Genomic DNA, 23372 nt, shown 5'->3' on the forward strand with positions numbered 1-23372 from the left:
AGGTCCCCATGAAGGTTGGGCAAGGAGCTTACGAATGGAGTGCCAGACTCACGGCAAGACCCCGCTGCCGAGACTCGCCGACCGCTCCCACTCCCCAACCTCCCGCAGCAACGGCCCAACCACGGACCGCGCACCAGCCACATAGACCATCCACCGTAGCTCCTCGCAGCCGTAAACTGCCTCTTCATGCGAATCAATCCACACGCACACAATGTTTCCGAACGCAAGCGTCACATCCCACCAAGACCAAGTCCGCTGACCCGGCTCGAATGAGTACAGGAGATCCTGAACCGCCCACTCCTCATCACCCCGATGCGCCGCATACCTTGGAGCCGCCTCCGCCCAAGCATCGGCAGCCCAAGCAGGCACGTCGGTCTCCGAGATTGTCTCAGCCTTAAAGTCAGCCTCCAAGCCCGCCTTGACTCCAGCCCTGACCAACTCCCGCAGCCGCCGTCCAAAGACCTCCGCCTCGTTCCACGCCTTCACCTCGATGTAGAACACCGACAACAGGCCATCCGGGAATGCCTCGGGACGGAAAGCGATCCTGGCAAGTTCAGGCGAAGAGGTCATCGAACCACTCTCCCAGAACCAGGGATCACGGCATCAAGCAACCCAGAGAAGTTCTCCCCGCCGAACAAGTTCGACGGAATGCCATAAAGGTCCGACCCCTTCGTCGGATCATCGATCTGAGGCCTGCCCGAGTTCCGAATGTTCCAGGTTCGCCGACTCATACCGGGCGGCCGGCGCTGGTCTATGGCTGCGGCGCGAAGCTTGTCGACGAACGACTCCGGAACGTCGAAGGCGGCGATCTGGCTCCCAGAGCCGCGGAAATCCTCGGTGTGCTTGATGTTGCCGCTAAAATCGAGATGGATCATCGTGTCACCGCTCATCGTGACGTTCCCGTCGGCATCAATGTGCACCCGCTCGCTATGTCCCCCGGCGCGCTGGGCCCGGCGACCGAGTCGTAGGTGTACTCGGCCAGCAGCGTGCCGCCGCTGTCGCCGAGCCGCTGCTGCGTCGGGCGGGACAGCTCGTCGTAGCCGTTCCAGACCGTGACGTCGCGGGCGTTGGTGACGGTCAGTTGCCGGTCCCGGTGGTCGTACGTCATCCGGGTGGTGCCGGTGTCCGGGTCGGTGGCCGTGGCCATCCGGCCGCGCTGGTCGAAGGTCCAGGTCCACGGGCGGGTCGGGTCAGCGGAGTGGGTGGCCTTCACCATCTGGCCGCGCGCGTCGCGATTGCCGTGGCCAGCTCACGGGACTCGCCGACACATCTAGATGGTCGCCGGCTCCGGTTTCCGCACTTCGGTCGGGAGTCGAGCCGGGCATGACCTCGGCCCGCTCGATCGCCGCCCAGCTCAGTGTGCCATCGCTGACGGCGTTGACGCTGCGGACGCCCTCGTCGGTGAAGGTCCAGGTGATCGGGAGGCCGTGCATCTTCCAGTTGGCGCGACCAGGGACCGCAGCGTCAGCGGCCCGGCGAGCGCCAGGACGGCCGCGACCAGGCCCAGCCGCCCGCCATGAGCAGGTCCCCGAAGACCAGCCCCGCCAGCGCCGGCAGCAGGGTCACGAACGGGCAGATACGGAACGGCAGCAGCATCCGGCGATAGGCCCGGCGCAGCCCGGCGGTGAGACGGCGGCGGTCCGGCTGCGTCTCGAAAGTGATCATCACGGCCGAAGACGATACGGCGGGCCGCCGGCCCGCCGCTGCCCTCCCGTCAGGCTTCGGCGTGGCGCACGAAGGTCTCCACCTCCTCGCCGCCGTACCAGTCGGTGCGGCGGCCGACGTGGGTCATGCCGAGCCGGCGGGCCACCGCCATCGACGCCTCGTTGCCGGGCGCCACGACCGCGTAGACCGCCCGGGTGCCGGCCGCGAGTTCCCGCGCCACCACGGCCCGGGCCGCCTCCGTCGCGTAGCCGTGGCCCTGGGAGTCGGGGTGCAAGTGCCAGCCCACCTCGATGTCGTCGGTCGGCACGTTCTCGTCCCGCCCCGGCAGCGGCTTGAGCAGCACGGTGCCGGCCACCACGCCGGTGTCGTGGACCTCGATCGCCCAGGTGCCGTACCGGCCGCCGTGCCCCGCGTGCCGCTTCCGCCACAGCGCGAGCCGGTCGGCGGCCTGCGCCGGGTCGGTCAGGGGCAGGCCGGTCGCGTTCAGCCAGCGCGTCACCTCCGCCCGGGAGTAGAGGTCGAAGATCCGGGCCAGGTCGGCCGGGTCGGCGGTCCACTCCCGCACGACCAGGCGCTCGGTGGTGAGCACGGTCATGGCGGGTAATCCTATGAGTGACGCGGGGCGCGGCGGGGAAACGAGACCTCGATGGGTGGGGGCTGGCAGCGGGCGAGGCGGATCGCCCGTGCCGCGTTCCGCCCGCTGCGCGGCCGGGACCTGTATGGCGGCGACGGGCCGGTCAGGGCGTGAGGGCGGGCTCCCGGGGCGCCGGCTCCGGGTCTGCCGCCTCGCGGATGCCGTAGCGGCGGTAGACCCGGCCGAGCGGGCCGGGGGCCCACCAGTTCCAGCGGCCCAGCAGCCGCATGGCGGCCGGCACCAGCAGGGCCCGGACCAGCGTCGCGTCCACCACGATCGCCACGATCATGCCGATCCCGATGAGCTTGATGTACGCCATCGCGCCGCTGGCGAAGCCGGCGACCACGACGATCAGCAGCAGCGCGGCGGCGGTGATGATCCGGCCGGTGTGCTGGAGCCCGGCGGCCACCGAGGCGGCGTTGTCTCCGCTGCGGTCCCACTCCTCGCGCACCCGGGAGAGCAGGAACACCTCGTAGTCGGTCGCCAGCCCGAAGAGCACGGCGAGCATGAGGATCGGGTTGCTGGGCTCGATGAACCCGGTCGGGGTGAAGCCGAGCAGGTCGGCGAGGTGACCGTCCTGGAAGATCCAGACCACCACGCCGAACGAGGCGCCGATCGACACCAGGTTCATCAGCACCGCCTTGACCGGCAGCACCACCGAGCCGAAGGCGAGGAAGAGCAGCACCAGGGTCGCGGCGGCCATCAGCAGGGCCATCCAGGGCAGCCGGTCGCCGAGGCTGTCCAGCAGGTCCCGGTCGGCGCCGGGCCGGCCGCCGACGAGCACCTCCGCGCCGGCCGGGGCGGGCAGGTCGCGCAGCGCCTGGACCACGTCCTGGGCGACGTCGCCGGTCGGCTCGCCGGGGTAGGTCACCGTCAGCAGCGTCGACGTGCCCCGGCTGGCCGCCACCTGCACGCCGGTCACGCCGGGCACGGCGGCCACCCGGTCGGCGAAGGGCTGCGCCTGCGCCGGGGACACCCCGGACACCAGCACGTCGATCGGCGCGACCGTGCCGCCGGGGAACTCCGCGGCGATCCGCTCGGAGACGACCCGGGGCGTGGCGTCCGCCGGCAGCACCCGCTCGTCGAAGCCGCCGAAGGTGATCCGCAGGAACGGCGCGGCGAGCACCAGGAGCAGCAGGGTCACGCCGACCAGGTAGCGCACCGGGCGGCGCATCACGCTGCGCGCGATCCGGGCCCAGGCGCCGCCCGTCTCCCCCGCCGCCGGCCGCCCGGCCCGCGCCCGGCGCCGCCACGGCAGCGGTACGCGCAGCGCGTCGATCCGGTGGCCGAGCACCGCGAGCAGGGCCGGCAGCACGGTCAGCGCCGCCAGCATGGCGACCAGCACGGCGGCCATCCCGCCGAGCCCCATCGAGCGCAGGAACGCCTGCGGGAAGATCAGCAGGCTGGCCATGGCGAGCGCGACGGTGAGGCCGGAGACCAGCACCGTCCGGCCGGCGGTGGTCATGGTGCGGCGGATCGCGGCGGGCGTGTCGTGACCGGCGGCCAACTCCTCGCGGAACCGGCTGACCACGAAGAGGGCGTAGTCGACCGCCATGCCCAGGCCGATCAGGGTGATGACGTTGATGGCGAAGATCGACACGTCGGTGACCAGGTTGACCAGCCGGACGGCGACGAACGCGCCGAGGGTGGACAGCCCGCCGATCAGCAGCGGGGTGAACGCGGCCACCAGCCCGCCGAAGATCAGCACGAGCAGCACCAGCAGCACCGGCATGGAGAGGATCTCCGCCCGGGTGATGTCCTCGGTGGTCTGGCGGTTCGCCTCGTACAGGAACGCCACCGTGCCGCCGACCTCGGTCCGTACGCCGGGCGCCGTCAGGGCCGGTCGCAGGTCCTCGTACGCGGCGGTCTTGCCGTCCTCGTCGGCGGCCCGGAGCTGGACCAGCGCGTAGGTGGCGCGCCGGTCGGTCGACAGCAGCGCGGGCGCCTGGGTGTCGTACCAGGTGACGACGCTGGTGACCTCGGGACGCCCGCGCAGGCCGGTGACGGTGGCCGTGACCGCGTCACGGACGGCCGGCTGGTCGACGGTCGCCCCGTCGCTGGTCCAGAGCACGACCAGGTCCGCGCCCTGCGGCCCCAGCTCGGCGGTGATCCGCTCGGCGGCGCGGCTGGACTCGCTCGCCGGGTCGTCGTATCCGCCCCCGGTCAACTGCCCGAAGACCCCGGCCCCCCAGGTCGAGCCGAGCACGACCACCACCAGGGCGGCGGCCAGCACCGCCCAACGCAGCCGCACCACCGCATGTCCCCACCAGGCGAACATTCGCCTCCCCCTCCGCCGACGGCTAAGCTGTAACCATCGCTCATCCGAGTGAACGGCGTTAACTATGACAACGGCGTTCGCTTTGGTCAAGGGGGTTAGCCGCATGACCGCACCGTCCCGACGCGAACGCCTGCGCACGGCGACCCTCGCCGAGATCAAGGACGGGGCACGGCGGCTGTTGGTGACCGGCGGGGTCGAGGCGATCTCGCTGCGGGCCATCGCCCGGGACATGGGCATGACGGCGCCAGCCATCTACCGCTACTTCCCCAGCCTGGAGGCGCTGGTCGCGGCGCTCGCCGGCGACCTCTACGACGAGCTGCGGCTGCGGCTGGAGGCGGCCCGGGACGACGCCGGGGCCGAGCCCGTCGACCAGTTGCTGGCCATGGGCCGCGCGTTCCGTTCCTGGTCGGTGGCCCACCCCGCCGAGTTCGGGCTGATGTTCGGCGCCCGGGCCCCCGGGCTGGACGCATTCGTCGACGACTGCGTCAACCCCGACCACCCGGGCGCCCGGTTCGGCGCGGTCTTCGTGCAGCCGATCTTCGAGCTCTGGCACCGCGCCCCCTTCCCCACCCCGCCCGCCGAGCTGCTCCAAGAGCGCCTGGGCGGGCGGCTGGAGCCGCTGCGGCTCAGCCACGGCGAGGTGCCGATCGAGGTCGCGTACGCGCTGCTCTCCGGCTGGACCCGGCTCTACGGGCTGGTCGCCATGGAGGTCTTCGGCCAGCTCGCCTGGGCGGTCACCGAGGCCGAGGCACTGTTCGAGCTGGAGCTGGCCGCGTTCACCGCCCAACTGCGCGCCGATCCGCCGGCGGCGAGCTGACACCGGCGACCGGCGGCGAAGGGCTGACCGGCGGGGCCGGCGGGCACTAGGCTCCCCCGGCATGAGCGACGAGCTGCCGACCCGGGCCGACGTGGTGATCGTCGGGTCCGGGCACAACGGTCTGGTGTCCGCGATCCTGCTCGCCCGCGCCGGGCTCGACGTGCTGGTGCTGGAGGCCGCCGACGTGATCGGCGGAGCCACCCGGACGGAGAACCCGTTCCCGAAGGTGCCCGGCCTGCGCCACTCCACCGGCTCCTACCTGCTCGGGTTGATGCCGCCGGAGCTGCTCGCCACGCTGGACGTGCGCATTCCGGTGCTGCGCCGCGACCCGCACTACTTCCTGCCCACCCCGGGCCCGAAGGGTTCCCCGTACCTGCTGTTCGGCAGCGACACCGCGGCCACCCGGGCGCAGCTCGCGGAGTTCTTCTCCCCCGCCGACATGGCCGCCGACGACGCCCTCCAGGCCGAGCTGGCCGCGCTGCGCGCCGACCTCGCGCCGGTTTGGCTGGCCGACCCGCTGCCGGTCGAGGAGACCGCCGAGCGGTACGTCCGCCCGGCGCTGCGGCAGGTCTTCGTCGACCTGGTCCGCGGCTCGGTCGCCGACCACCTCGCCCGCTTCGACTTCCGCTCCGAGCTGCTGCTCAGCATGTACGCGGTGACCGACGGCCTGTCCGGGCTGAACGCCGGCCCCGACGACCCCGGCACCGGCCACAACTTCCTCGTGCACAACATGTGCCGCCTGCCCGGCTCCGACGGCACGTGGATGATCGCCGAGGGCGGCATGGGCACGGTGTCCCGCACCTTCGCCGACGCCGCCCGGGCCGCCGGCGCGACGATCCTGACCGGCACCCCGGTCAGCGCGATCACCCTGGCCGGCGGCGCGGCCAGCGGCGTGGCCCTGGCCGACGGGCGGGAGGTGGCCGCCCGGGTGGTGCTCGGGGCCTGTGACCCGTACCGGCTGATGGACCTGCTGCCCGACGGCGCGCTCCCGGCGCCGCTGGCCGACCGGATGGCGGCGGTCCGCCGCCCCGGCACCACCCTCAAGCTCAACCTGGCGCTGACCGGCCTGCCCCGCTTCTCCTGCCTGCCGGCGGACGCGCCGAGCCCGTTCGGGTCGACCATCCACCTGCTGCCCGGCTCGACGTCGCTGATCGGCGGGGGCGGCGAGTCGCCGATGGCGGCGCTGCGCGCGATGTGGGCGGACGTCCAGGCGGGCCGGCTGCCCGAGGAGCCGACGATCGAGTGGTACCTGCACACCACCGTCGACCCGTCGCTGTCGGACGGGCGGGGGCACCACTCCTCGGCGCTCTTCGTCCAGTCGGTGCCCTACGAGCTGGCCGGCACGACCTGGGACGAGGCGCTGCCCGGGTACGTGGAGCGGCTGGTCGGGATCTGCGAGCGGTACGCCCCCGGCACGGCCGACCTGATCGCGGACGCGGTGCCGCTGCCCCCGCCCGGCATCGAGGCGCACTTCGGCATCACCGGCGGGCACATCCACCACGTCGACAACACCGTCTCGTTCACCGACCGGATGCCGTACGCCACCGGCGTCGACGGCGTCTACGCCGGCAGCGCCGGTTGCCACCCCGCCGGCAGTGTCATCGGCGCCGCCGGCCACAACGCCGCCCGCCGTATCCTCACCGACCTCGGCCGCTGACCTTGCCGCCGTCCTCGGCGGGGGGCAGGTCGCCGGGGCGGCGGATGAGGGAGAGACCGAGGAGCAGCAGGTAGAGAACGAGGCTGAGGATCGGGTCGACGAAGACGAAGGCGAAGGCGATCAGATAGAGCAGTGGGCGCAGCAGCAGTCGCCGCGCGACCGCCCGGGCCAGCCGGGGATCCAGGTCGGGGTGGAGCAGCCTCCGCCGCCGCGCCCACCACCAGCTCAGGTTGAAGAAGATCGACTCGCCGAGCACGCTGCCGAAGTAGAGGGCGGCCGTCAGCCGCTGCTCGGTCGGACTGCCGCGCAGGTTGTCCGACAGCAGGTCGGCGGTGAACGGGATCGCGGCCACGAAGAGCAGCACGAGCAGGTTGAACACCAGCAGCACCTGGTCGACCCGGACCACGTACCGCCACATGTTGTGGTGGCCGAGCCAGATCTGGCCGGCGATCCCGAAGGTGATCACGTACGCCAGGTAGGACGGCCAGGCGTGGGCGAGGGCGTCGGGAAGCTCCCTCCCGCCGGCCCTCGCCGGACCGTTCTGGAGCAGTTCGACGGCCATCACCGTCAGCACGACCGCGAAGACGCCGTCGCTGAACGTCTCCACCCGGGAGGCGTCCCGGGCCATCTCCCGGTCGCGCCGGTACCGGTACCCGCTCTTCTCCGCGCCCTCGGCCACGCCGCCCCCTCTCCGACCTGATGGTCACCCGGCGGGGGCGGCGGGCGCGGGGAAACGGCCGCTAGCTGATCGCCTCACCCGCCGGGGCGGGGGTCTGCTCGTCGACGCGGTGGGCGCGGATCTTGTGCCCGACGCTGGTCAGGCACCGGCCGCTGGCCAGGTCGAACTTCCAGCCGTGCAGCTGGCAGGTGAGCTGGTCCCCGTCGACGATGCCGAACCGGGTCAGATCCGCCTTCAGGTGGGGGCAGCGCCGCTGCACCACCCAGTCGCCGAGGGTGATGTCCTCGGCGTCGCTGGTCCGCTCGTGCTCGTCGTACCAGCCCTCGGCGTACTGGAGCCGCTCCTCGGAGAGGCACTTGAAGAACGCGTAGACGAACTCGTTGTACTGGCCGATCCGGGCGGCGGAGAAGCGGCAGGAGAGGAAGAGGGAGTTGACCCAGTCCACCTCGCCGATGTGCAGCAGGTGCTCGACCAGCGCCCGCTCGGTGCGGAACCGGTAGCGGACCTTCTCGTCCGCGTACGGCCGGACCTCCTTGCCCGGGAAGTCCACCACGATTGACTCAACCGTCTCCCCGCCTGAGCTGTCGGTGCCGACCAGGTCGAAGCGGACCGGCCCGCCGACGCCCTTGGCCAGGTAGATCGACTCGTCCAGCAGCGGCTCGATCCGGCGCTTCATCTCGCCGAGCACGTCCACCTCGGGGTGCCGCCAGGACGCCTTCTCCGCCTCGATGACCGGCCGCTTGCGTTCCCGCATCTCCTCCAGGTGCGCGACCTTGTTCGCGAAGAACTCCTCCACCGGCACCGGGTGGCTGGTCTCGCAGCTCTCGGTGGTGATCTCGGCGACGCTGCCCGGGAGCAGCACGACGCCGTTGGTGCCGCCGACCTTCGCGTACTCGCTGAGGAAGACCGACTGGTCGGGGAAGATGTTGCCCTCGTCGCCGTGGATGTCGTTGAACTGCCACAGCTCGTCGTCGAGGAAGCAGGGCGGGCCGGCGATCGGGAAGACGTGGTCGGCCTTCAGGTCGTCGATGTAGCGCCAGGTGCGGTCGAACTGCCGGTCCCGCTTCTGCTTGCCGAACGCGGTCTTCGCCGCCTGCGGCAGCTCGTAGACCATCGGGTACCAGATCGCGCCGGAGAACTGGAGCATGTGCGCGTGCACGTGGCCCAGCTCGGCGAAGACGCTCAGGTCGGTAGGGCGGGCGTCGTTCTGGTTGAGCAGCCGGACCCCGTCGTACTCCACCCACAGCGACGAGTCGCCGATCGGGCCGTCGGTCGGGCTGGTCAGCGCCTGGATCATGATCCTCAGGCCGCCGTCCAGCTCGACGACCTGCTCGTTCGGTGCCTTCAGGAACTTCGTGAAGCCCAGCTCCCGCAGCTCGTCCTCCATCTCGGAGGTGGGGAACGCGGGCAGCAGCACGGTGGCCGCCTTCGACACGAAATTCTTCAGGTGCGCCGCGTCGAAGTGGTCCCGGTGCAGGTGGGAGACGTAGAGGTAGTCGACGTCGCCGAGGGTCTCCCAGTCGAGCAGGGAATTGTCCGGAAAAGGGAACCACGACGCGAAATAGGCCGGGTTGACCCACGGGTCGCACAGGATGCTGCCCGCGGCCGTGTCGATCCGCATGCTGGCGTGTCCCGTACCGGTCACTCGCACCGCAGTTCCCCCTCGAAGACAAACAAAAGGTGTACGTCCGAAACGCTACCGGAGGCAGTCTGGCGAGCGACCCGCGACGCCGGTAGTGCCGTTACGCCCGGCACCGCCGGGACCTTGGACCCACCCGGTCGCACGCGAGGGCCGTTCGGGCCGGCGCCCGGGCGGCGGCGCGGATCGTGCGGTCCGCCCCATCCGGCCGGACCCAGCGCCGAGCCTGGCAAGGGGCGTGCCAGACTAACCGGAGATCCGATCGCGAGGGAAGGACCGACAGTGGCAGGAAGCGAGCCGGTAACGTCGCCAGACCAGCACAAGCCGGGGCACCGCAAGTCCGGGCGGATCGGCGCGGTGCTCACCGCGCTGGCGCTGCTGGCGATGCTCTGCGGCAACCACGAGGGCAGGGTCGAGGACATCTGGCTGATCGGCCTGGCCGTGCTGCTGCTGGTCATCGTCATCGGCGACGCCGTGCTGCGGCGCAACGGCCTGCGGTCCTGACCGCACTCCCGTCAGCCGGCGTCAAGCCGGTCCGCGCACCGGAGACGACACGCACGAGGGCCCGCCCCCGACCGGGGAGCGGGCCCTCGTCGTACGCGGGTCAGCGGCGGAACAGGATGTCCTGCACGTCCTTGAGCGCGGCGTCGACCTCGGCCTCGAAGTAGCCGCCGGGCACCAGCCCGAAGCGCAGCGTGTCCAGTTCCTTCGGGTTCACCGGCATCGGGTTGCGCCCCTGCATGCCGCCGAGCAGGGTGTCGAAGAACCGGTCGACCTGGTCCGGGTCGTACCCGCTGCCGAACCGGCGCACCTGGAAGCTGCGACGGATCTGGTCGACGCGGTAGAGGTCGCTGCCGGGCGGGCCGGCCATCGGCGGGCCACCGACCGGCGGGCCACCGACCGGCGGGCCACCGACCGGCGGGCCACCGACGGGCGGGCCGGCCATCGGCGGCGGGCCGCCGTAGCCCTGCTGCGGGGGCGGCCCGGCCGGACCCCGGCCCCGCAGGTCGCGCAGCTCCCGCTCGGGCATCCGGATCTCGGCGGTCATGTCGGTGCGCCCGTGCCGGCCGGCCTCGAAGCCGTCGAAGCGCGGCTCGTCGCCGTAGCCACCCGGACCATCGCCGTAACCGCCGGGACCGTCGCCGTAACCGGGGCTGTAGCCACCCGGACCGTCGCCGTAGCCGCCCGGGCCGTCACCGTAGCCACCGGGGCCGTCACCGTAGCCACCCGGACCATCGCCATAGCCGCCGGGACCGGCCGGCAGGCCGCGCGGGGGCGGGCCGCCGTGACCCATCGGCGCGCCCGGACCCGTCGGGCCGGGGCCGCCCGGGCCGCGGTGCGGCTCGTAGCCGCCCCGGGGGCCGTCGTAGCCACCGGCGAAGGCGCCGGTCGGCTCGTCGTAGCGGCCGTAGCGGTCGGCGGAGGGGCCGGCCTGGGTGGGCATCGGCCGGGGCGGCATCGACTGCGGACCGGGAGGCATGCCGCGATCGTCGCGCATCGGCGGGCCCATCCGGTCCGGCGGGCCCATCTGGTCCGGCGGGCCCATCTGGTCCGGCGGGCCGAACCGGTCCGGCGGGCCCATCCGGTCCGGCGGACCCATTCGATCCGGCGGCCCCATCGGATCCGGCGGGCCCATCGGACCCATCCGATCCGGCGGGCCAAGCCGGTCCGGCGGCCCCATTCGATCCGGGGGACCCATCCGATCCGGCGGGCCGAGCCGGTCCGGCGGGCCCATCCGATCCGGCGGGCCGAGCCGGTCCGCGGGGCCGAGCCGGTCGGCGGCCCGAGGGTCGCCGCCGCGGCCACCGACGCCGCCGCGCTCCTCCAACTCGGCCAGCTGCCGCTCGACCCGGTCCAGGTGCAGGTCGACCTGCCACTCGTCGTAGCCGTTGAAGCGGACCCGGAAGACGACGTCGTGGACCTCCTGGGAGGCGACGGGGGCGCCGACCGGCTGACCGTCGAGCGTCGCCTCGACCCGGTCCAGGAAGGCGTCGACCTCGTCGACCTTGTATCCCCGGCGGAGCGCCTTACGCCGGAAACGCTGACCCTGACTCGCCACTATGTCTCCTGGTCTCGTTCGCTACGCCCGGTCACGCAGTCTCCCCGGTCCGGTCGGTGTCCCTGTTGTCGACGGCGGCGGCGAGCTGCCCACACGCTCCGTCGATCTCGCGACCCCGGGTGTCCCGCACCGTCGTCGACACCCCGGCCTCACGCAACCGCCGGACGAACTCCCGCTCGACCGGCTTCGGGCTGGCATCCCACCGGCTGCCAGGAGTCGGATTGAGCGGGATGAGGTTCACGTGGGCCAGCTTCCCGGCCAGCAGCCGCCCGAGCAGATCGGCTCTCCACGGCTGGTCGTTCACGTCCTTGATCATCGCGTACTCGATCGACACGCGACGCCCCGTCGTCGCCGCGTAGTCCCACGCTGCGTCCAGCACCTCGGACACCTTCCAGCGCTGGTTGACCGGCACGAGTTCGTCGCGCAGCTCATCATCGGGGGCGTGCAGCGACAACGCAAGGGTCACCGAGAGGTCTTCGCTGGCCAGCCGGCGGATGGCCGGCACGAGGCCGACCGTGGAGACGGTGATGTGGCGCTGCGACAGCCCCAGCCCCTCCGGCGCCGGAGCGACGAGCCGGCGGATCGCCGCGATCACCCGGGAGTAGTTGGCCAGCGGCTCGCCCATGCCCATGAAGACGACGTGCGACAGGCGGGGCGGTGATCCCGCCACCGCGCCGGAGGCGGCCACGCCGGCCAGGTAGACCGCCTGGTCGACGATCTCCGCGGTGGACAGGTTGCGGGTCAGCCCGGCCTGGCCGGTGGCGCAGAACGGGCAGGCCATGCCGCAGCCGGCCTGGCTGGAGATGCAGACGGTGACCCGGTCCGGGTAGCCCATCAGCACGCTCTCCACCAGCGAGCCGTCGTGCAGCCGCCAGAGCGCCTTGCGGGTCGCGCCGTCGTCGCAGGCCAGCTCGCGGACCGGGGTGAGCAGGCGCGGCAGGAGCTGGTCGGCGAGCCGGTCCCGGGCGGCGGCCGGGAGGTCTGTCATCTGCGCCGGATCGCGCACGAGGCGGCCGAAGTAGTGGGTGGAGACCTGCTTGGCGCGGAACGCCGGCTCCCCCAGCTCGGCGACCAGCGCGCGGCGGCCGGCGAGGTCGAGGTCGGCGAGGTGACGGGGAGGCATCGCGGGCCGGCGCCCGGGGGCGTCGGGGTCTGCGGGGATCAGGGGCAGGCTCGTCATGGCGGGTCCAGTCTGTCACGCCGGACGGCCGACGCACCTGTCCGGAGGTGCCGAATCGACCCCCACCGCCCGGCCGGGGCCCGCGACGGCCGGTGATTCACGCCTCACTCCAGCACCGGGACGAAGACCGCCAGCAACAGGTACGCGGTCGGCAGCGCGAAGAGGATCGAGTCGAGCCGGTCCATCAGGCCGCCGTGCCCGGGGAGCAGGTTGCTCATGTCCTTGACCCCGAGGTCCCGCTTGATCATGGATTCGGCGAGGTCACCGAGGACGGCCGCACCGGAGACCGCCAGCCCGAAGAGCGCGCCCCACCACGGGGCCACGTCGAAGAGCAGCCAGATCAGCAGGGCGCTGCCCAGCGCCGCGGCGGTGACCGAGCCGGCGAAGCCCTCCCAGGACTTCTTCGGGCTCACCGAGGGAGCCATCGGGTGCTTGCCGAAGCTGACGCCGGCGGCGTACCCGCCGGTGTCGGAGAGCACCACCGCGACCAGGGTCACCAGCACCCGCAGGTGGCCGTCGTCCGGCGCCGCCGCCAGCAGCGCGGCGAACCCGCCGAGGAACGGCACGTACACGGCGATCAGGGTGGCGGCGGTCAGGTCACGCTGGAAGCCGCGCGGCCCGTCGCCGAGCCGCCAGACCATCGTCCCGAGCACGGTGACCAGCAGACCGAGGCTGAGCGCGTCGGGACCGGCGAACCAGGCCAGCCCGACGGTGAGCACCCCGCCGGCGATCAGGGGCACCAGCGGCGGGTGGGCACCGCTGCGGCGCACCGCCCGGGCCATCTCCCAGCTGCCGACCGCGACGGCGCCGGCCACCACCACCAGGAAGGCGGGCCGGTAGAAGAACAGCGGGACCACGATCAGGGCGCCGAGGGCCACGCCGACCCCGATGGCGGCCGGCAGGTTGCGCCCAGCCCGGCTCGATGCGGGCTGCTGCGTCGGGGGCCGGTCGGCGCTGGCCCGGCGTCGGCCGCGCTGCCGCCGGCCCGGGGCCCGCGCGGGCTCCGGCTCCGGCTCGGCGTCCCGCACCGGTTCCAGTTGGGTCGTCGGGTACTCGGAGTCGTCCGGGTGGTGACCGTTCGCCCCGGCCGGGTGGTCGTACGGGGCACCGTCCGCGCTTCCCGGCTCGGAGTGGGCGTCGACCTGCGGTCGGAGGCGGGTGTGCGGCTCGGCGTACGCGTCAGGGGCGACGCCGGGCCGGCGGTGCCACTGGCCGGGCTCCGTCTCGGGCTCCGGCCAGGGCAGGGCGGGGGCGGGGCGGTCGGGGCGGTCCCAGCCGCGGGGCTCGGCGCTGCCGTAGGGGTCGAGGTGGGACATCACGCGCCGAACGGGCCCGGCACGAGATCCACCGCATGACGCACAACCACAACCATTCCCCTACCCGCGCGACTGTTCCGTCCGGTTGACCCGCCCGACGGCCGGCCGATCCCCACCGTTCACCGCAGGGTGGCCGGGAATCGTGCCGAGCCTACTGCACCCGTCGTGTCCCCACGCCGGACCGTGTCCCGCGCCCGTCCCCGGGGGCGGCGGGCGCAACGACGGTGGCACCGGACCCCGCTGCCCGGTGCGGGCGGCGGCGCCGGTGCCACGGTGTCGTCGTCGCCGGTGGTGACCGGCGTACGGCCTCAGACCTCGAGGAGCTCGTTCTCCTTGTGCTTCACCAGCTCGTCGACGGCGGCGACGTAGCGCTGGGTCAGGTCGTCGAGCTCCTTCTCCGCGCGCCGGCCGTCGTCCTCGCCGACCTCGCCGTCCTTGACGAGCCGGTCGAGCTCCTCCTTGCCCTTGCGGCGGATGTTGCGGATGGCCACCTTGGCCTCCTCACCCTTGTGCCGGGCGACCTTGATCATGTCGCGGCGGCGCTCCTCGGTCATCTGCGGGAGCAGGATGCGGAGCTGGTTGCCCTCGTTGTTCGGGTTCGCGCCGAGGTCGGAGTCGCGGATCGCCTTCTCCATGGCGTTGATCTGCGAGTTGTCGTACGGCTTGATGATCACCATGCGCGGCTCGGGCACGCCGATGGACGCCATCTGGGGCAGCGGGGTGGGGCTGCCGTAGTAGTCAATGATGATCTTGGAGAACATGGCGGCGTTGGCGCGACCGGTGCGGATCGCGCCGAACTCCTCCTTGGCGTGCTCGATGGCACGCTCCATCTTCTCCTCGGCCTCGAGGAGGGTGTCGTCGATCACCGGTCTCCTCGCCTCCTTCTTGTGCTCGTCGTGGCTTGTGGTGTCGGAGGAACCGCTGAACGCGGTCGCGAGACCCGCTCAGGCGGTGATCAGGGTGCCGATCTTTTCGCCACCCACGGCCCGGATGATGGTGTCGTCGCCCTGCGCGCCGAAGACCAGCATCGGCAGGCCGTTCTCCATGCACAGGCTGAACGCGGCGGCGTCCGCGACCCGCAGGTTGCGGCGCAGCACCTCGGAGAAGGTGATCGAGTCGAACTTGCTGGCGGTCGGGTCGACCCGCGGGTCGGCGGTGTAGACGCCGTCCACGCCGTTCTTGCTCATCAGCACCACGTCGGCGCGGATCTCCAGGGCGCGCTGGGCGGCCACCGTGTCGGTGGAGAAGTACGGCATGCCGGCGCCCGCGCCGAAGATCACCACGCGCCCCTTCTCCAGGTGCCGGATGGCGCGCAGCGGGATGTAGGGCTCGGCGACCTGGGCCATCGTGATCGCGCTCTGCACGCGCGTCTCGACGCCCTCCTTCTCCAGGAAGTCCTGCAGCGCGAGGCAGTTCATCACGGTGCCGAGCATGCCCATGTAGTCGGCACGGGCCCGGTCCATGCCGCGCTTCTGCAGCTCGGCGCCCCGGAAGAAGTTGCCGCCGCCGACCACCACCGAGACCTGCACACCGCGGCGCACCACGGTGGCGATCTGCCGGGCGACGGCCTGCACCACGTCCGGGTCCACGCCGACCGCGCCCCCGCCGAACACCTCGCCGGAGAGCTTCAGCACCACCCGTCGGGCCCGGCCGGGGGGCGGCGCCGTCGGATCGTCCGCCGCCAGACTCCGGTTACTCACAACCTGCGTCATCCGCCCCGCCCTTCCCCATGCGCACGTCCCGTACGCCGCGTACCGCAAAACTGCCGTAGCCGACCCTATGTGACAAGGAGGCCGCGGTGCCTGTCACGTACACCGGCGGCCTCCTCGTCGACGTTTACCCTTCCCGCGGACGCACGACGCGCCCCGGGGCGGCTCAGGCCTGGCCGACCTCGAACCGCACGAAACGGGTGACCTCGATGCCGGCCTCGGTCAGCATCTGCTTCACCGTCTTCTTGTTGTCGGCGACCGACGCCTGCTCGATCAGGACGTAGTCCTTGAAGAAGGCGTTCACCCGACCCTCGACGATCTTCGGCAGGGCCGCCTCGGGCTTGTTCTCCTCGCGGGCGGTCTGCTCGGCGATGCGCCGCTCGGACTCGACGACGTCGGCCGGCACCTCGTCACGGGTGAGGTACTTCGGCCGCATCGCGGCGATCTGCATGGCGACGGCACGCGCGTCGGCGTCGCCGGCCTCGTCGGTCTTGCCCGTGTACTGCACGAGCACGCCGACCGCCGGGGGCAGGTCCTGGCTCTTGCGGTGCAGGTAGACGGCGGTGGTGCCGTCGAGCTTGGCGAACCGGTTGAGGACCAGCTTCTCGCCGATCTTGGCGGACTGCTCCTGGACCAGGTCGGCGACGGCCTTGCCGTCCAGCTCGGTGGCGAGCAGCTCCTCGGCGGTGCCGACGCCGCTGCGCTCGCCGTGCTCGACCAGCCGCTGGGCCAGCTCGATGAAGGCGTCGGTCTTGGCGACGAAGTCGGTCTCGCAGTTGAGCTCGAGCAGCGCCTGGCCGGAGTGGGCGATCAGACCGTTGGCGGCCGTGCGGCCGGCCCGCTTGCCGACGTCCTTGGCGCCCTTGACGCGCAGGATCTCGACGGCCTTGTCGAAGTCGCCCTCGGCCTCGGTCAGCGCCTTCTTGCAGTCCATCATGCCGGCGCCGGTCAGGTCGCGGAGCTTCTTGACGTCCGCGGCGGTGAAGTTGGACATGGCTCTCTCTTCGGTGTTGAGACTGCGGGTGGGTTGGTCCTGGTGCCGGTTACCCGGATCCGGGCGCGACGTGCCCGGCGTACCGGCCGCTCCCCGCCGTCCGAAAAAACGGACGGCGGGGAAGCGGCGGCGCGGTCACTCCGCGGCGGCGGTCGCCGGCTGCTCGGCCGGCTGCCCCTGCTGCTCGTCGGCCTTCTTCGGCTCCTCGAGCAGCTCGCGCTCCCACTCGGCCAGCGGCTCGTCGGAGGCCACACCCGGCTCCGGCTTCTCGTCGGTGCCCCGACGACGGCCGGAGCGGGCGATCAGGCCGTCGGCGACGGCGGCGGCCACGACCTTGGTCAGCAGCTCCGCCGAGCGGATCGCGTCGTCGTTGCCCGGGATCGGGAAGTCGACCTCGTCCGGGTCGCAGTTGGTGTCGAGCACCGCGATCACCGGGATGCCCAGCTTGCGGGCCTCGTCGACGGCGATGTGCTCCTTCTTGGTGTCGACCACCCAGATCGCGGCCGGGAGCTTCTGCATGTCCCGCAGACCGCCGAGGGTGCGGGTCAGCTTGTCCTTCTCGCGGGAGAGCTGCAGGGTCTCCTTCTTGGTGTACCCGGCGGCCGTGCCGCTCAGGTCACCCAGGGCCTCCAGCTCCTTCATCCGCTGCAGCCGCTTGTACACCGTCTGGAAGTTGGTCAGCATGCCGCCGAGCCAGCGGTGGTTGACGTACGGCTGGCCGACCCGGGTCGCCTGCTCGGCGATGGCCTCCTGGGCCTGCTTCTTGGTGCCGACGAAGAGGATGCTGCCACCCTCGGCGACGGTCCCGCGCACGAAGTCGTAGGCCTTCTCGATGTAGTCGAGGGTCTGGCGCAGGTCGATGATGTAGATACCGTTGCGCTCGGTGAAGATGAAGCGCTTCATCTTCGGGTTCCAGCGCCGGGTCTGGTGCCCGAAGTGGACACCGCTCTCCAGCAGCTGGCGCATGGTCACGACGGCCATGGTGGGGTACTCCTTGCGTCCCTGGTTGTCCCGCCCGGCCGGCGGCCGGGCGTCCTGGCGCCCGGTCGCCGGCCATGACGGGCCCGACCAAGATCGGGACCAGGGAGGCCGTCGCCCCACGACGACTCGTGGAGAGGGCGCGCGAGGTCGACCGCACGAGGCGGTCGCCAGTCGACCAGTGTACGCCCCTTCTCCGCCGCCGCCGCTGCGGGTGGCGGGAAGGGGTCAGAACGCCCATTTCCGGCACGGCAGGCCCACGTCGCGGGGGCCGAGGTGGGTCGGGGCGGCGGCGACCGCCGAACCCTCATCGCCGGCGCCCGCCGGGCGACCGCAGCTCAGGCCGGCGTCAGGCCGTGGGGTGGGAACCCGCCGGACTCGGCGAGATGCTCACCCGCGACGGCGTGTCCCGCAGCGCGGATCGCCGGCTCGGGCCGGCGTCAGCCGACCGCGAGGGCGGCGGCGACGAACAACACCAGACCCACGGTCAGGTAGGCCGTCGGCGGGCGCAGCCAGCCCCGGCCCCCCTCCGCCAGCGACAACCCGCCGGTACGCAGCCCGTACAGGCCGATCGCGAAGATCGGCAGGCCGCAGACCAGGAAGGTGCCCGCCACGACGTCGGCGGCCGAGACCGGGTCGCCGGTCACGCCGCCGAGCAGCACCCGCAGCGCGGGGACCTCGAACACCGCGACCAGCAGGGTGAAGAGCGCTGCCAGCGCGGGCCGGCGGGTCCGGTAGACCCCGTCGCTCGCCGGCGGGGACGGGTGCGGGCCGACCACCGGCGGATAGACCGGCACCTCCCCGGGCGGCATGTCGCCACGGGGGCCGATCGGCGGCATCGGTCCGGTCGGCATCTCCAGCGGGTTCGGCGTCCCGACCGCCGGCTGGGGCGCGACGACCGGCGACTCCGGCGGGCTCGCGGACTCGGCACCCCGGTGGGGCTCGACGATCGGATAGCCGCCCAGCGGGGCCGGGCGGGTCGGCTCGTCGGCCCGCTCGACCGGGCCCGCACCGGCCAGCGCGTCGACGCCCGACGTCGAGACCGCGTCCCGCGCCTCCCTCGCCTCCCGCGCCGCGCGTCGACCCGGCCGGTCGGCCGGCAGCTCGCCGGAGACCTCCGGGTCCGGCTCGGCGCGCCGGGCGCGACTCGCCCGGTATCCCTCGGTCTCCGCCCGGTCGTCCCCGAGCGACGGCACCGCGACGAACCGTCCCAAGTCGCTCTCGGCGCCGCCGAACCGCCCGGACGCCGGCTCTACCGCCGCGAACCGGCCGGAGTCCGGCTCGACCGCCGCGAAGCGACCCGAGTCCGGCTCTACCGCCGCGAAACGACCGGAATCCGGCTCGACCGCCGCAAAGCGACCCGAGTCCGGCTCGACCGCCGCGAAACGACCCGAGTCCGGCTCTACCGCCGCGAAACGACCGGAATCCGGGTTGGTCACTGCGAAGCGACCCGAGTCCTCCGGGCCGCCGAAGCGGGCCCGGTCGGCATCGACGGCGCCGAAGCGTCCGGAGGCGGGCTCATTCGTCGTACCGAAGCGGCCCGGCTCACCGCGCCGGCCGGTCGCGGCCTCGCCGTGCCGGCCGTCCTCTGCGCCGCGGCGCTGCTCGGGGGTGCTCAGGTCGTCGTCCCGGTGCCGGGTCTCGGCCGGTCCGCGCCAGTCCGGCTCCCCGTAGCCACGGTCGCGGTCTGCGGGATACCAGCGCGACTCCTGATCTTCGGCAAAGCTCCGTCGTCCGTCCACGTCCGGCACCGTATGCGACCGGCTCCACAGGCGCCATTCGCCCCTCGGACACCCACGGCGGCCGAGCGGCCGGCCTCCGCGGGACGACGGTCCAGGGCAGCGCGACGGCGGTCAGGGGCGGGGATCCGCGAGCCGGTCCAGCTCCGCGGCGAGCTGCGCGCGCAGCTCGCCGTGTGCGGGCCCGAGGGCGTACGCCGGATCGCGCCACACCTGCGTCGGATAGCAGTAGACCGGTCCCTGCCGCAGCTCGGCCGGCTCCCAGTCGTACCGGGGCGCACGTGCGCGTGCAGGAAGGCGTCGAGGTTGCCGAGGATCTCGTAGTTGATCCGCCGGAAGCCCGGGTCCCGCCGGGCGCAGACCCGGGCCACCGCCTCGCCGAGCAGGTCCATGTCCGCCAGGAACGCCAGTCGCCGGCCCCTGGGCAGGTTGGTCAACCGGTCGACCGACGGGTCGTCCGTGATCAGCACGCAGTATCCCGGGAGGTGCTGGTTGTCGCCGATCACGGCGAACCCGGCGGAGAGCCGGCGGAGGACGGTGGGATTCGCGCCACGCAGGGCCGCGCGGACCCGGTCGCTCCGCCAGTCGACGCTCATCCGTCGCACGCTAGCGGACGGCCGGGTGTCCGAGGGTTCCCCGCCGACCGCCTCGGTACCACCGCCGCTGGGGCGGCGTGGGCCGGCCCGCCCGCGGCAGCACGAACTCCTCGGACCGGCCGCGCCCACGGCGGTCCACATAGCACAGCACGAACATGATCGTCCGCTCGTCCACAGCCCGTCCGCCTGTCCACAGGTCGGCGACGTGGGGCGGCGGAGGCCGCCCGGGCCGGGCACGGTGCCGGGCATGACGAAGCGGAACCAGGCGGTCGGCGCGTACGGCGAGCGGTGCGCCGTCCGGCACCTGATCGGGGCGGGGCTGCGCCCCGTCGCCCGGAATTGGCGCTGCCCGGCCGGGGAGATCGACATCATCGCCTGGGACGGGCCGGTGCTCGCCTTCTGCGAGGTGAAGACCCGCCGCTCGGACGAGTTCGGCCCGCCGGCCGAGGCCGTCGTACCGGCCAAGGCCCGCCGGTTGCGCGGGCTCGCCGCCCGGTGGCTGGCCGACACCGGCACCACCGCGGACGAGGTGCGCTTCGACGTGATCTCGGTACGCCTCACCGGCGCCGGCGCCGCCCGGGTCGAGCACCTCAAGGGCGCGTTCTGAGATGGCCGGACGCAGCGGACGGATCTCCGATGGCCTGGGGCGGGTGGCGGCGTGAGCTACGCGAAGGTGCTCTGCGTGGGCCTGGTCGGCGTCACCGGGCACCTGGTGGAGGTCGAGGCCGACCTGGCGGCCGGTCTGCCGGCCGTCGTCATCTCGGGGCTGCCGGACACCGCCCTGCACGAGGCTCGGGACCGGGTCCGCGCGGCGGTGGTCAACTCCGGGCAGCGGTGGCCCAACCGCCGGATCACGCTCAACCTGCTGCCCGCCGACCTGCCCAAGTTCGGCTCGGCGTTCGATCTGGCGATCGCGGTGGCCCTGCTGGGCGGCTCGGGCGAGCTGCCGCTGCTGCCGCTGGAGCGCGTGGCGGTCCTCGGCGAGTTGGGTCTCGACGGCACCGTCCGACCGGTGCGCGGCGTACTACCGATGGTCGCCGCGGCCGCCCGGGCCGGCGTCGAGCGGGTGATCGTCCCGGCCGACAACGCCGCCGAGGCGGCGGTCGTCCCCGGGGTCCGGGTCCGGGCGGTCGACACGCTGCACCGGCTGGTCAGCTTCGTCCGTGACGGCACGCCCCTGATCGAGCCGGAGGCGGGCGGCCCGGCACCGGCCGGCGACGGGCCCGACCTGGCCGAGGTCGCCGGGCAGGGGCTGGGCCGGCGGGCGCTGGAGGTGGCCGCGGCGGGCGGGCACCACCTGGCGCTGCTCGGGCCGCCGGGCGCCGGCAAGACCATGCTCGCCGAGCGCCTCCCGTCGATCCTGCCCGAGCTGGACGACGAGGCCGCGCTGGAGGTCACCGCCCTGCACTCGATCGCCGGGCTGCTCCCGCCGGGCGGCCGGTTGCTGCGCCGCCCGCCGTTCCAGGCTCCGCACCACACGGCGACGGTGCCGTCCCTGGTCGGCGGCGGTCCGGGGCTGGCGCGTCCCGGCGCGATCTCGCTCGCCCACCGCGGGGTGCTCTTCCTCGACGAGGCGCCCGAGTTCAGCCGGGGCGCGCTGGAGGCGCTGCGCCAGCCGCTGGAGAACGGCCGGGTCCGGCTGGCCCGCAGCCGCGGCGGCGCCGAGTACCCGGCCCGTACGCAACTCGTGCTGGCGGCCAACCCGTGCCCGTGCGCCAAGCCGGCCGGGGACGCCTACTGCGAGTGCCCGCCGCAGGCCCGCCGGCGCTATCTCAGCCGGCTGTCCGGTCCCCTGCTGGACCGGATCGACGTGCAGGTGAAGCTGCCACCCGTCCGGGCGGCGGAGCTGATGGAGGCCACCGTGGACAGCGAGTCGTCGGCCACCGTCGCCCGGCGGGTGGCAGCCGCCCGGGAGGCCGCGGCCGCACGCTGGGCGGTCCTCGGCCGCCGGCTCAACGCGGAGATACCCGGGCCGTACCTGCGTCGACCGCCCTGGCGACTGCCCGGGCCCGACACCGCCGAGCTGCGGGCACGACTGGACTCGGGGTCGCTCTCCGCCCGGGGCTTCGACCGGATCATCCGCCTGGCCTGGACGATCGCGGACCTCGACGGCCGGGACCGGCCCGACCGGGAGGACGTCCGGGAGGCCATTCAACTGCGAACGGGGGACGGCACGTGAGCACCGACGAGGAGACGCTGGCCCGGGTGGCGCTGACCTGGCTCGCCGAGCCGGGCACCCGGTCGGTGCACCGGCTGGTCGACCGGCTCGGCCCAGCGGCCACACTCGACCTGCTGCTCGACGGGGGCGCGCCGGACGAGACGTTGCGGGCGACGGTGGCGGCGCGCACCGCCGCCGGGGACGCCCGGGCAGTCGCGGCCGAGGCGCTGGCCCGCGGGGACCGGCTCGGGGCCCGGATCGTCGTCCCCGGCGACGACGAGTGGCCCGACCGGGTCGACCAGTTGCGCGGGCTGCGGCTGCCCGGCGCGTACCGCCGGGTGGACACCGAGACCGCGCCGCCGCTCTGCTTCTGGGTACGCGGCTCGTGGCCGCTCGCGGAGGCGCTCGACCGCTCCGTCGCGGTCGTCGGCGCCCGGGCGGCCACCGGGTACGGCACGCACGTCGCCACCGAACTCGGCTACGGGCTCGCCGACCGGGACTGGACCGTCGTCTCCGGTGGCGCCTTCGGCATCGACGCGGCGGCCCACCGGGGCGCGCTCAACGCCGGGGGCATCACGGTGGCCGTGCTCGCCTGTGGCGTGGACCGTCCCTACCCGATGGGCAACGCGGCACTGTTCGACCGGATCGCCGACACCGGGCTGCTGGTCAGCGAGTGGATCCCGGGGGCCGACCCGCTGCGTCCCCGGTTCCTCATCCGCAACCGGGTGATCGCGGCGGGGACCCTCGGCACCGTGCTGGTGGAGGCGGCGGCGCGCAGCGGCGCCACCCAGACCACGCACCGGGCACTCGCCCTGACGAAACCGGGGATGGTGGTGCCGGGCCCGGTCACGTCGGCGATGTCGGTGGGCACGCACGAGCTGCTGCGCGAGCACCCGAAGGCCCGGCTGGTCACCGGGGTCGCCCAGGTGCTGGAGGAGGTCGGGCGGATCGGCGAGCTGGCGCCGGTGCCGCGCGGCCCGCAGCGGCCGGTCGACCAGCTCGACGACGACGCCCGGTCGATCGTCGAGGCGCTGCCCCGCCGGGGCGCCGTGGGGGTGGACGTCCTCGCCGCCCGGGCCGGCGTCGCCGTCCGCACCGCCCTGCGGAAACTGTCGATGCTGGAGGAGCTGGCCCTGGTGGTCCACCGCGCGGACGGATACGCCCTCGCGCCGCCGGCCGGCGCGGGTCGGGCCGGCCGGGGGCGGCGCGGTCACGACCAGCCGCCGCACGCAGGCGGGCGGACGGGCGAGGAGGCCCGATGCTGAGCGGGCCGC

Annotated in this window: 22 protein-coding genes; 6 read left to right on the forward strand and 16 right to left on the reverse strand. The window is 73.3% G+C overall.

Annotation, left to right across the window (positions count from 1 at the left end; translation table 11 throughout):
* Positions 1–48: 48 nt before the first annotated feature.
* The 6 genes from ABZ793_RS07280 to ABZ793_RS07305 form a co-directional block, all read right to left on the reverse strand.
* The gene (locus ABZ793_RS07280) at positions 49–501 is read right to left on the reverse strand and encodes a hypothetical protein (RefSeq protein ID WP_357453298.1); all 453 of its coding nucleotides are present in this window, start codon (positions 499–501) and stop codon (positions 49–51) included.
* Between the two features lie 65 nt (positions 502–566).
* Positions 567–890, reverse strand: a complete 324-nt coding sequence (locus tag ABZ793_RS07285; RefSeq protein WP_357453301.1) for a hypothetical protein — start codon at positions 888–890, stop codon at positions 567–569.
* Positions 887–1216, reverse strand: a complete 330-nt coding sequence (locus ABZ793_RS07290) for a hypothetical protein (protein WP_357453304.1) — start codon at positions 1214–1216, stop codon at positions 887–889. Before ABZ793_RS07290 ends, ABZ793_RS07285 begins: the two co-directional genes overlap by 4 nt.
* A 248-nt stretch (positions 1217–1464) precedes the next feature.
* A complete protein-coding gene (locus ABZ793_RS07295; protein ID WP_357453307.1) occupies positions 1465–1668 on the reverse strand; it encodes a hypothetical protein in 204 nt (67 codons plus the stop codon).
* A 46-nt stretch (positions 1669–1714) separates the two neighbouring features.
* Positions 1715–2260, reverse strand: a complete 546-nt coding sequence (locus ABZ793_RS07300; RefSeq protein WP_357453310.1) for a GNAT family N-acetyltransferase — start codon at positions 2258–2260, stop codon at positions 1715–1717.
* 142 nt (positions 2261–2402) lie between these two features.
* A complete protein-coding gene (locus ABZ793_RS07305) occupies positions 2403–4577 on the reverse strand; it encodes an MMPL family transporter (protein ID WP_357453313.1) in 2175 nt (724 codons plus the stop codon).
* A gap of 103 nt (positions 4578–4680) precedes the next feature.
* On the opposite strand from ABZ793_RS07305, the gene ABZ793_RS07310 reads away from it, so the two are divergent.
* Together ABZ793_RS07310 and ABZ793_RS07315 are read left to right on the forward strand one after the other, a co-directional pair.
* Positions 4681–5394, forward strand: coding sequence for a TetR/AcrR family transcriptional regulator (locus ABZ793_RS07310; protein ID WP_357453316.1), 714 nt, complete (start codon positions 4681–4683; stop codon positions 5392–5394).
* Positions 5395–5455: 61 nt separating this feature from the next.
* A complete protein-coding gene (locus tag ABZ793_RS07315; RefSeq protein ID WP_357453319.1) occupies positions 5456–7051 on the forward strand; it encodes an NAD(P)/FAD-dependent oxidoreductase in 1596 nt (531 codons plus the stop codon).
* Here ABZ793_RS07315 and ABZ793_RS07320 read toward each other — a convergent pair.
* Together ABZ793_RS07320 and ABZ793_RS07325 are read right to left on the reverse strand one after the other, a co-directional pair.
* Positions 7032–7679 carry a TMEM175 family protein gene (locus tag ABZ793_RS07320; protein ID WP_357453737.1) on the reverse strand — a complete coding sequence of 216 codons (648 nt, stop codon included), beginning with the start codon at positions 7677–7679 and terminating at the stop codon, positions 7032–7034. The two genes, ABZ793_RS07315 and ABZ793_RS07320, sit on opposite strands and share 20 nt — an antisense overlap.
* A 112-nt stretch (positions 7680–7791) precedes the next feature.
* On the reverse strand, positions 7792–9381 hold the full coding sequence (locus tag ABZ793_RS07325; protein WP_357453322.1) for a Rieske 2Fe-2S domain-containing protein: 1590 nt from the start codon (positions 9379–9381) through the stop codon (positions 7792–7794).
* Between the two features lie 270 nt (positions 9382–9651).
* On the opposite strand from ABZ793_RS07325, the gene ABZ793_RS07330 reads away from it, so the two are divergent.
* The gene (locus ABZ793_RS07330; RefSeq protein ID WP_357453325.1) at positions 9652–9873 is read left to right on the forward strand and encodes a DUF2631 domain-containing protein; all 222 of its coding nucleotides are present in this window, start codon (positions 9652–9654) and stop codon (positions 9871–9873) included.
* 100 nt (positions 9874–9973) lie between these two features.
* Here the strand turns inward: ABZ793_RS07330 and ABZ793_RS07335 are convergent, their stop codons facing one another.
* The 8 genes from ABZ793_RS07335 to ABZ793_RS07370 all read right to left on the reverse strand — a co-directional run bounded on the left by ABZ793_RS07335 (position 9974) and on the right by ABZ793_RS07370 (position 19347).
* A complete protein-coding gene (locus ABZ793_RS07335; protein ID WP_357453328.1) occupies positions 9974–11428 on the reverse strand; it encodes a DivIVA domain-containing protein in 1455 nt (484 codons plus the stop codon).
* A 31-nt stretch (positions 11429–11459) separates the two neighbouring features.
* A complete protein-coding gene (gene rlmN, locus ABZ793_RS07340) occupies positions 11460–12608 on the reverse strand; it encodes a 23S rRNA (adenine(2503)-C(2))-methyltransferase RlmN (RefSeq protein WP_357453331.1) in 1149 nt (382 codons plus the stop codon).
* Positions 12609–12712: 104 nt separating this feature from the next.
* The gene (locus ABZ793_RS07345; protein WP_357453334.1) at positions 12713–13924 is read right to left on the reverse strand and encodes a phosphatidate cytidylyltransferase; all 1212 of its coding nucleotides are present in this window, start codon (positions 13922–13924) and stop codon (positions 12713–12715) included.
* Between the two features lie 308 nt (positions 13925–14232).
* The gene (gene frr / locus ABZ793_RS07350) at positions 14233–14790 is read right to left on the reverse strand and encodes a ribosome recycling factor (protein ID WP_091096739.1); all 558 of its coding nucleotides are present in this window, start codon (positions 14788–14790) and stop codon (positions 14233–14235) included.
* A 78-nt stretch (positions 14791–14868) separates the two neighbouring features.
* Positions 14869–15636: a UMP kinase gene (gene pyrH, locus ABZ793_RS07355; protein ID WP_357453337.1), complete on the reverse strand. Its 768-nt coding sequence runs from the start codon at positions 15634–15636 to the stop codon at positions 14869–14871.
* Between the two features lie 163 nt (positions 15637–15799).
* Positions 15800–16627: a translation elongation factor Ts gene (gene tsf, locus ABZ793_RS07360; RefSeq protein ID WP_357453340.1), complete on the reverse strand. Its 828-nt coding sequence runs from the start codon at positions 16625–16627 to the stop codon at positions 15800–15802.
* 135 nt (positions 16628–16762) lie between these two features.
* Positions 16763–17608 carry a 30S ribosomal protein S2 gene (gene rpsB, locus ABZ793_RS07365; protein ID WP_350704894.1) on the reverse strand — a complete coding sequence of 282 codons (846 nt, stop codon included), beginning with the start codon at positions 17606–17608 and terminating at the stop codon, positions 16763–16765.
* Between the two features lie 437 nt (positions 17609–18045).
* The gene (locus ABZ793_RS07370) at positions 18046–19347 is read right to left on the reverse strand and encodes a hypothetical protein (protein WP_357453343.1); all 1302 of its coding nucleotides are present in this window, start codon (positions 19345–19347) and stop codon (positions 18046–18048) included.
* Positions 19348–20187: 840 nt separating this feature from the next.
* Here ABZ793_RS07370 and ABZ793_RS07375 point away from each other — a divergent pair.
* Genes ABZ793_RS07375 through ABZ793_RS07385 form a run of 3 tightly spaced genes read left to right on the forward strand, consistent with a single transcriptional unit; the run spans position 20188 to position 23363 of the window.
* Positions 20188–20547 carry a YraN family protein gene (locus ABZ793_RS07375; protein ID WP_350704888.1) on the forward strand — a complete coding sequence of 120 codons (360 nt, stop codon included), beginning with the start codon at positions 20188–20190 and terminating at the stop codon, positions 20545–20547.
* A gap of 51 nt (positions 20548–20598) precedes the next feature.
* Entirely contained in the window at positions 20599–22119 is a 1521-nt protein-coding gene (locus ABZ793_RS07380) for a YifB family Mg chelatase-like AAA ATPase (RefSeq protein WP_357453346.1), read from the forward strand.
* Complete coding sequence (locus ABZ793_RS07385; protein ID WP_357453349.1) at positions 22116–23363, forward strand: DNA-processing protein DprA; 1248 nt, start codon at positions 22116–22118, stop codon at positions 23361–23363. Before ABZ793_RS07380 ends, ABZ793_RS07385 begins: the two co-directional genes overlap by 4 nt.
* The last annotated feature ends 9 nt before the right edge of the window (positions 23364–23372 follow it).

The organism is Micromonospora sp. NPDC047465, from assembly GCF_040643125.1.
GTDB lineage: Bacteria > Actinomycetota > Actinomycetes > Mycobacteriales > Micromonosporaceae > Micromonospora.

Excerpts from the sequence above, each read along its gene's own strand:
- ABZ793_RS07285 (WP_357453301.1), bottom strand. The coding sequence starts at position 890 with ATGAGCGGTGACACGATGATCCATCTCGATTTTAGCGGCAACATCAAG.
- ABZ793_RS07290 (WP_357453304.1), bottom strand. The coding sequence starts at position 1,216 with ATGGTGAAGGCCACCCACTCCGCTGACCCGACCCGCCCGTGGACCTGG.
- ABZ793_RS07300 (WP_357453310.1), bottom strand. The coding sequence starts at position 2,260 with ATGACCGTGCTCACCACCGAGCGCCTGGTCGTGCGGGAGTGGACCGCC.
- ABZ793_RS07305 (WP_357453313.1), bottom strand. The coding sequence starts at position 4,577 with ATGTTCGCCTGGTGGGGACATGCGGTGGTGCGGCTGCGTTGGGCGGTG.
- ABZ793_RS07310 (WP_357453316.1), top strand. The coding sequence starts at position 4,681 with ATGACCGCACCGTCCCGACGCGAACGCCTGCGCACGGCGACCCTCGCC.
- ABZ793_RS07315 (WP_357453319.1), top strand. The coding sequence starts at position 5,456 with ATGAGCGACGAGCTGCCGACCCGGGCCGACGTGGTGATCGTCGGGTCC.
- ABZ793_RS07320 (WP_357453737.1), bottom strand. The coding sequence starts at position 7,679 with ATGGCCCGGGACGCCTCCCGGGTGGAGACGTTCAGCGACGGCGTCTTC.
- rlmN (WP_357453331.1), bottom strand. The coding sequence starts at position 12,608 with ATGACGAGCCTGCCCCTGATCCCCGCAGACCCCGACGCCCCCGGGCGC.
- ABZ793_RS07345 (WP_357453334.1), bottom strand. The coding sequence starts at position 13,924 with ATGTCCCACCTCGACCCCTACGGCAGCGCCGAGCCCCGCGGCTGGGAC.
- pyrH (WP_357453337.1), bottom strand. The coding sequence starts at position 15,636 with ATGACGCAGGTTGTGAGTAACCGGAGTCTGGCGGCGGACGATCCGACG.
- tsf (WP_357453340.1), bottom strand. The coding sequence starts at position 16,627 with ATGTCCAACTTCACCGCCGCGGACGTCAAGAAGCTCCGCGACCTGACC.
- rpsB (WP_350704894.1), bottom strand. The coding sequence starts at position 17,608 with ATGGCCGTCGTGACCATGCGCCAGCTGCTGGAGAGCGGTGTCCACTTC.
- ABZ793_RS07375 (WP_350704888.1), top strand. The coding sequence starts at position 20,188 with ATGACGAAGCGGAACCAGGCGGTCGGCGCGTACGGCGAGCGGTGCGCC.